This is a genomic window from Sedimentimonas flavescens (genome assembly GCF_019264375.1).
In the GTDB taxonomy this organism is placed as follows: domain Bacteria; phylum Pseudomonadota; class Alphaproteobacteria; order Rhodobacterales; family Rhodobacteraceae; genus Rhodobacter; species Rhodobacter flavescens.
In genome coordinates, this window is the sequence record NZ_JAHVAI010000039.1 from 1 (window position 1) to 4,244 (window position 4,244).

Sequence of the window (4,244 nt, forward strand, 5' to 3'; positions counted from 1 at the left end):
TTGCTCCCGCGGCGCAACCGCGCCAAACTCAACCGCGGACTCCGGCATCAGCTGGATGAATGTCGGGGGTCACAGCAGGATACCCGAACTCGCGCATCTTGAGAGAGCTAAAAGACTGTATTTCTAGGAAAAAATCTACTGGACGAATTGTTGCACAAAACAAGCAATAATTCGTCCAGCGCTTTCGCTCGCAAAGCGTAACGGATCGCATCTAGGTTCGCCTCATAGCAGTTCGCAGAAAGAGGCAGATCAGAATGCAACATGAAGTAATCCAGTCGGCAGCCCCGGCACGGGTATCCAATTACTGGGATGGATTTATCGCGGAAGTCGAAGCCGCCGACTTCCTGTGCCAGAGCGTGCGCACATTGCAGAAATGGCGCGTGACCGGGTTTGGCCCGCAATTCTACAAGCCCGGACGCTCGGTGCGCTACCGTCGCCGGGACTTGCGGGATTGGGCTGAGGCACGTCGCCACGGCAATACCAGCCAATACACCGCCACTTGATACCACCACCAGAGTTTTGCCCGTTCAGAGTTGGCAGCGCTGAGCGGGATTTTGGGGCCGGAAGGCTTCCACAGGGGCGCGGGGTGACGCCACCTCGCGCCCTTTTCATGCCTGCCGTTCAGGGACAGCAAAAGGAGTTTCACCATGTCCAACCAACCGGCCTTCAAGTTCAAGATCGGCCTGATCACCGCCACCATCTGGGAGAATGACGGATTCTATTCCGTCGATATTTCCCGCTCTTACAAGACCGGCGAGGGCGATTGGAAATCGACCAGTTCCTACGGGCACAACGACCTGTTGAACGTCGCCAAATGCGCTGAGCGGGCAGAAAACTGGATTTCCCGCAAAACCGCGATGGCAAATTGATTACGGCGCCGGGTAATCCTGCCCGGCCCCAAAACAAATGCTGCCCCGCCGGAGGCACATTGAAGGGCGCATCGCGCCCGCCCCTTTCCAAAACCTCACCAGACAGAGCGGCGCTGCCGCAAGAGGGGGGTGATTGTAGCACCCCCCTCTGGAAATACCGAAACCACAGGAGACAGACCGCAAATGCGTATCATCCACCAAGGCTTTGACCGCCTCGAACTCTCTATCGAAGCCAATATACCGCCGGAACTATTCGCCTATCTCGATCCTGAGCGCGAGAAAGCAGAGGAAGCCCGCGCGCCCGTCCCCATAAGCTATGGCGGCGTGGAGTTCGACCTGGCACCAAACGGGATACAGGGATACCGGTTCCAACTCCGGGGCGGGCCTATGGAAGTGCTCTGGTTCTTCAAGAAGCCCAATGCGCGTGATCCTTGGGGCATTCGCATTATTGTCGGCTCGACCCTTCTGGCAACGCAAGGCTTGGGCTATGCGCGGGCCTATATCGACAAGACCCTTGAGCGGCTTGGCGTGCGCTTTGGTGCGCATCAGGTCAGCATCGGGCGCGCCGACTTCTGCGTGGACGTGCTGGTGCCAGAATTCGAGTTGGTGCCGGAGAACTTCGTGATCCACAGCCACACGAACCGGGCGGATTACCTGACCTCAAAAGAAGATGAAGACCGGCGCAGCAACGGCAAGTCCGGGCGCTTCACCTCGGTCACGGTCGGCAAGTCGCCGGGGCGGCAGGTAATCATCTATGACAAGCGGCGCGAGGTAATCGACAAGCGCAAGCTGATCTGGTGGGATATCTGGAACGCCAACCTTGAACATGACGGACTGCCCCCGCTCGATCCGGAGGATCGTCCAGCAAGCCAAGTCTGGCGGATCGAAATTCGGGCCGGGAAAGACCTGCTGAAAGATCGCTGGAAAATCCGCCAATGGGCCGAGTTTGATGCCCTGTTTGGCGACGTGGTGGCCGAGGCGGTGCAGAAAATCCGCTATTGCGAACCGGACCCGACCGACAGCAACCGCGCGCGCTGGCCCAATCACCCGATCTGGGAGCTTGTTTCCGACGCGAGCCAGGGCGACCTGAACGAAATGCGCAGCTTTGTGGACCCGCAGAAGGTCAAGCATGTTCACCGCGAGGATCATATCCGGCTGATCATGGCCCTGCTGAGCGGCAACGCCACCACGCTGGCGGCGCTGGAAGGGGTGCCAGAGGCCCGGTTGGCGGATCACATGGCAGGATTAGGGCTGAGGCTGAAAGAGGCCGTCAGGGCCGACTCTGAGCGTTCTGCGAACAAGCTGGAAGAGGCCAAGGGGCGGTATCGGTTTGTTGAGTGAGCATCGAGGACCGGTGGAGAATCTGTTAATTTCGTGTTGGCCGGTATATCAACCGCGACTGAGCGAACGTGGTTCGACTAAGGGCCAGAATAGAATGGGTGTATCGCATTGAGAGCTGGAAACGATTCGATTTACGACTGGGGTGGCGAATGGTGCAGCCCATTGGCGCGACTTAGCCCCAACCAGCGCGTGATCGCGCATCGACGCAAACAAGGTGAGGCTGACCAGATCGCTTGCTGCACCCTTCCCGAAGAAATCGAACTTCTGGACAGCAAGCGGGGTGCCGCTCCTCTCTTTGTATCCTATTTCACCAAGGACACGCCTTACGAGGTGCTGGCAAATCAACTTCGTCGCTCGCTCGACCGACTTGATCTTCCGCATCGCATCGAACCGATCGAGTCACTTGGGAGTTGGGTTGCGAACACTGGTCTGAAATCAAAATTCATCGCAAAAGTCTGGAATGAAAGCGCCCGACCTATCTGTTGGGTGGATGCAGATGCCGAGGTTCTACGAACGCCAAGTTTCGTGTTTGGTAATCCCTTCGACGTCGCGATGGTGCGTCGACATGGCTGGTATGACCTTGCGGGGTTTGTCTATCTGAACAAATCGGAAGCGGCGGGTCGCCTTGTGACCGAATGGTCGCGGCTATGTGAGGAGAACCCGCATGTATGGGATCAGGTTCTCCTCACCCTCGCATGGTATCGGACGGCTTGTGAAGGGGAGTTGTCGAGCCTGTTTCTGAATGATGGAATCTTTCGCTTTCCGAGGCCTTGGATACGGGATGCGCGAGACAGGATATTCTACTATCCGGCAAAGAAAAAAATACGCCCGTTCATCGATCAAAAGCAGGCATCCCGTCAGTTGAAAGCCTTTGTAGACGCTTCACAGAAGAACGTTAATGAGCGTGGCTCGGATGATATCGGTGAAAGCTTCAGGAAGGCTTTGTCGAATTTCGATTTCAGTTACGAAATGGAAGTCGACAACATTTTCGATTGACACCTAGCTGCCCATGCGAAACCGGAGCAAAGCTGCAATTGCGTGTTTCGCCTTCTGGATTCGGAACGTGTCGAGAACTGTCGGGGCCTTTCCTCCACCCTCAAACGCTTCGAGAAAATCGAACACGTTACCCGTAGGGCAGGTTTTCAGATATTCGTGCGGGTATTCCCACCACTGAGTTGTAAGCAACCGCTCTGCCAACTCATCGGAAAACCTACGCCCCATAGTCTTGGCGGGGACGCCGCCCACAATTTCATAGGGGGCAACATTCTTGGTCACCACAGCATTCGCGCCGACCACAGCCCCATCAGAGATGGTAATTCCGGGCATGATAATGGCCCCGTCGCCGATCCATACGTCGGACCCGATTACGACAGACCTGCGCATGTTTCGATGCTGACGAACGCTCTTCGCCTCATAGTCTGTATAGTCTCGGGCTGTGCTCGACAATGCGGGTGAGGTAGAAACAGCACTCATTGGGTGACGCGCTGCACCGATGCTCACTCTGCACCCTATTGACGTGTAGCGCCCGATGAAAGCTTCATTCCAGATGTGGCTCAAGCTGTTGAGATAGGAATGTGCGCCGATGAATCCTAGCCGGGGAACGTGCGCCCCCTCCGTATGCCAGGTGCCATGAAGACGACTGCCAGCCTCAAAACGATAATGCTTTATGTTCGCCATCGTCGTGTGGCCGAGTTTTTTTGCCCTCCAGCGCGATATGGCTCGGGTTCCGTCGATCGCTTTACCGTCCAAGAAACTCTCAAGCTTGTCTCGCAATTTCATCACTTCGCCACCCTGTGCATGCTGTGCAGGCCATGTTTCATACAGCGCGAAGGCACTTCAAGTAGAATACGTCCACGTCTGCGCGGCGCTACTGTATCTCCTTGATGCGCCTTGTTCTGGGGAACGCCATGCGGGATAGTGTCGAGTCGGTTAGAGACGCTTGCTGTTCTGAGGGGCTGTGTTGCACAAATTGGGAGAGGATTCATCTCGTGAATCCAACGTGGTAGCTGGGCGGCATGAGCAGACCGACACCCG

General features: G+C 56.5%; 4 protein-coding genes and 1 pseudogene. 4 read left to right on the forward strand and 1 reads right to left on the reverse strand.

Annotation, left to right across the window (positions count from 1 at the left end):
* Positions 1-254 precede the first annotated feature (254 nt).
* From KTQ37_RS16490 to KTQ37_RS16505, 4 genes are all read left to right on the forward strand, one after another.
* On the forward strand, positions 255-503 hold the full coding sequence (locus tag KTQ37_RS16490) for a helix-turn-helix domain-containing protein (protein ID WP_218631601.1): 249 nt from the start codon (positions 255-257) through the stop codon (positions 501-503).
* 144 nt (positions 504-647) lie between these two features.
* The gene (locus KTQ37_RS16495) at positions 648-869 is read left to right on the forward strand and encodes a hypothetical protein (RefSeq protein ID WP_218631602.1); all 222 of its coding nucleotides are present in this window, start codon (positions 648-650) and stop codon (positions 867-869) included.
* A 183-nt stretch (positions 870-1,052) separates the two neighbouring features.
* Complete coding sequence (locus KTQ37_RS16500; RefSeq protein ID WP_218631603.1) at positions 1,053-2,210, forward strand: hypothetical protein; 1,158 nt, start codon at positions 1,053-1,055, stop codon at positions 2,208-2,210.
* Positions 2,211-2,399: 189 nt separating this feature from the next.
* Entirely contained in the window at positions 2,400-3,206 is an 807-nt protein-coding gene (locus tag KTQ37_RS16505) for a hypothetical protein (protein ID WP_218631604.1), read from the forward strand.
* A 3-nt stretch (positions 3,207-3,209) separates the two neighbouring features.
* Here KTQ37_RS16505 and KTQ37_RS17040 read toward each other — a convergent pair.
* Positions 3,210-3,578, reverse strand: a pseudogene (locus KTQ37_RS17040) (CatB-related O-acetyltransferase); the annotation flags it as partial.
* Positions 3,579-4,244: the final 666 nt, after the last annotated feature.

What these genes read in the sequence shown, in the direction of transcription:
- KTQ37_RS16490 (WP_218631601.1), top strand. Translation starts at nt 255, where the DNA reads ATGCAACATGAAGTAATCCAGTCGGCAGCCCCGGCACGGGTATCCAAT.
- KTQ37_RS16495 (WP_218631602.1), top strand. Translation starts at nt 648, where the DNA reads ATGTCCAACCAACCGGCCTTCAAGTTCAAGATCGGCCTGATCACCGCC.
- KTQ37_RS16500 (WP_218631603.1), top strand. Translation starts at nt 1,053, where the DNA reads ATGCGTATCATCCACCAAGGCTTTGACCGCCTCGAACTCTCTATCGAA.